This is a genomic window from Streptomyces sp. CRN 30 (assembly GCF_034105845.1).
Map to the genome: position 1 here is coordinate 1 of NZ_JAVRHI010000347.1, position 3039 is coordinate 3039.

General features: G+C 68.1%; 4 protein-coding genes. All 4 read right to left on the minus strand.

What is annotated here, in order from left to right; translation table 11 throughout:
• A partial coding sequence (locus tag UW392_RS37135; protein ID WP_320779635.1) for a ribosome recycling factor occupies window positions 1–165 on the minus strand: 165 nt, incomplete at its 3' end.
• Window positions 166–323: 158 nt separating this feature from the next.
• Complete coding sequence (gene pyrH / locus UW392_RS37140) at window positions 324–1082, minus strand: UMP kinase (RefSeq protein WP_320779632.1); 759 nt, start codon at window positions 1080–1082, stop codon at window positions 324–326.
• A 220-nt stretch (window positions 1083–1302) separates the two neighbouring features.
• Entirely contained in the window at window positions 1303–2139 is an 837-nt protein-coding gene (tsf, locus tag UW392_RS37145) for a translation elongation factor Ts (protein WP_320779633.1), read from the minus strand.
• Between the two features lie 194 nt (window positions 2140–2333).
• Window positions 2334–3039 (minus strand): 30S ribosomal protein S2 (rpsB, locus tag UW392_RS37150; protein ID WP_320779634.1); only part of this gene is annotated, 706 nt, incomplete at its 5' end.

A 3039-nucleotide genomic window follows, 5' to 3' on the forward strand; every position in this document is an offset into this window, starting at 1 on the left:
GGCCAGCTGGTTGATCGGCGTCGGCGCGCCGTAGTAGTCGGCCACGATCTTGTTGAACATCGCCGGGTGCGCACGGCCGGTGCGGATCGCGGCGAAGTCCTCCTTGGCGACCACGACGGCCTTCTCCATCTTCTCCTCGGCCTCGAGGAGGGTCTCTTCGATCACCACTTGCTCCTGCGTGTCTTGAGTAGGCCCGGCTGCTGTTCTCTTGTGTCAGGGTCGGCGGCCGGCTGCGTCGCGTCTTATTCCTGCACGGTTCCTGACCGGCAGGACATTGTCCATCCCCCGGTCAGGCTCCGTCCCCCCGGGCAGGGGGGCACCGGTCAGGCCCGGCCGCCCTGGTCGCCCACGAGAGTGCCGATCTTCTCACCCTTGACGGCCCGAGCGATATTGCCCTCGGCCAGAAGCTCGAAGACGACGATCGGGAGCTTGTTGTCCCGGCAGAGGGTGACCGCGGTGGCGTCGGCGACCTTGAGCTCGCGCGTGATGACCTCGCCGTAGCCGAGGGAGTCGAACTTGACCGCGTCCGGGTTGATCTTCGGGTCGGAGTCGTAGACCCCGTCCACGCCGTTCTTGCCCATCAGCAGCGCCTCTGCGTCGATCTCCAGGGCGCGCTGGGCGGCGGTGGTGTCGGTGGAGAAGTACGGCATGCCCATACCGGCACCGAAGATCACCACACGGCCCTTCTCCAGGTGGCGGACGGCGCGCAGCGGGAGGTACGGCTCGGCGACCTGGCCCATGGTGATGGCGGTCTGGACGCGGCAGTCGACGCCCTCCTTCTCCAGGAAGTCCTGGAGGGCGAGGCAGTTCATCACCGTGCCGAGCATGCCCATGTAGTCGGAGCGGGCCCGGTCCATGCCGCGCTGCTGCAGTTCGGCGCCGCGGAAGAAGTTGCCGCCGCCGATGACGACCGCGATCTCCGCGCCGTCACGGACGACGGCCGCGATCTCGCGGGCGATGGCGTGCACCACGTCGGGGTCGACGCCCAGGCCCCCGCCGCCGGAGAATGCCTCTCCGGACAGCTTCAGCAGAAACCGGCCGCGTACTTTGCCGTCGTCGCTCTTCTGGGCCTTGGTCGTCATGGAGCTCTCGTCTCTTTACGTGGGTCACACACACGAAGAAGGCCACTGCCGGTGGGGTGTGTTTCGCATCCCATGCGGCAATGGCCTCCTCGTCAGATCTGCTGTCGTCCGCCACGCGCGCGTGCCGGGCGGCACGCGCGGACGGCGCGGGCGACTGCTGTCGACCCTAGCGGGATTTGCCCGCGGGTCGTGCGTCGATCGCGTCGATCGCAGTACGGACTCAGATGCCGACCTTGATGCGCGAGAAGCGCTTCAGGGTGACACCGGCCTCGTCCAGGATCTTCTGGACGGACTTCTTGTTGTCGAGCGCGTACGGCTGGCCGAGCAGCGTGGCGTCCTTGAAGAAGCCGTTGAGGCGACCCTCGACGATCTTCGGAAGCGCGGCCTCGGGCTTGCCCTCGGCGCGGGTGGTCTCCTCGGCGACGCGGCGCTCGCTCTCGACGACCTCGGCCGGCACGTCCTCCTTGGAGAGGTACTTCGGCGCGAAGGCGGCGATGTGCTGGGCGACGCCCTTGGCGATCTCGGCGTTCGGCTTGTCGAGCTCGACGAGGACACCGATCTGCGGGGGCAGGTCGGGCATCGTGCGGTGCATGTACGCGGTCACGAAGCCGTCCGCGAACTGCGCGAAGCGGTCCAGGACGATCTTCTCGCCCAGGTTGGCGTTGGCCTCGTCCACGAACGCCTGAACGGTCTTGCCGGGCTCGATCTCGGAGGCGAGCAGCGCCTCGATGTCGGCCGGGGCGGACTTGGCGACGTGCGCGGCGATGGTGTTGGCCACGTCCTGGAACTTGTCGCCCTTGGCGACGAAGTCCGTCTCGCACTTCAGCTCGACGATGACGCCGGAGGAGTTGTCGTCGGCGATGAGGGAGACCACGGCGCCGTTCTCGGCGGAGCGGCCCTCGCGCTTGGCGACGCCCTTCTGGCCCTTGATGCGGAGCGCCTCGACGGCCTTCTCCACGTTGCCGTCGGCCTCGTCGAGGGCCTTCTTGCAGTCCATCATGCCGGCGCCCGTGAGCTCACGGAGCTTCTTGACGTCGGCGGCGGTGTAGTTCGCCATGAGTCTGTGAGTCTTTCTCGAAAGTCTCGAAGTCGGGAAGATCGAAGATCTACGGGGCCGGGATCCACGGAAGACCGCGAATCCCCGACGCACCGCTGACCTACGGGTGAACGGCGGGAGCGGTGGCGACACCTCCACCGCCCTGGGGGCAGTGGAGGATCATGTCACCGCTCCCGCCGTCAGTGCCCTGAGGGTCAGGCCTGCTCGGCGTCGGCGGCCGGAGCCTCGGCAGCCGGGGCCTCAGCGGCCGGAGCCTCGGCGGGGGCCTCGGCAGCCTCGGCCGGCTTCTCGGCCTCGGCGGCCGGAGCGGCACCCTCGGCGCCCTCGGTGTCTGCCTTCTTCTCGCCCTCGAGCAGGTCGCGCTCCCACTCGGCGAGCGGCTCGCCCGCGGCCTTCTCACCAGCGCCCTTGCCGGCGCCGGAACGGGCGATGAGGCCCTCGGCGACGGCGTCGGCGATCACGCGGGTGAGCAGGGTGACGGAGCGGATCGCGTCGTCGTTGCCCGGGATCTTGTAGTCGACCTCGTCGGGGTCGCAGTTGGTGTCGAGGATGGCGACGACCGGGATGTTGAGCTTCCGGGCCTCACCGACCGCGATGTGCTCCTTCTTGGTGTCCACGATCCAGACGGCGCTGGGGACCTTGGACATCTCGCGGATACCACCGAGGGTCTTCTCCAGCTTGGCCTTCTCGCGCGAGAGCACGAGAAGCTCCTTCTTGGTCAGACCGGAAGCGGCGACGTCCTCGAAGTCGATCTGCTCGAGCTCCTTGAGGCGCTGCAGACGCTTGTAGACGGTCGAGAAGTTGGTGAGCATGCCGCCCAGCCAGCGCTGGTTGACGTAGGGCATGCCGACGCGGGTGGCCTGCTCGGCGATGGCCTCCTGCGCCTGCTTCTTCGTGCCG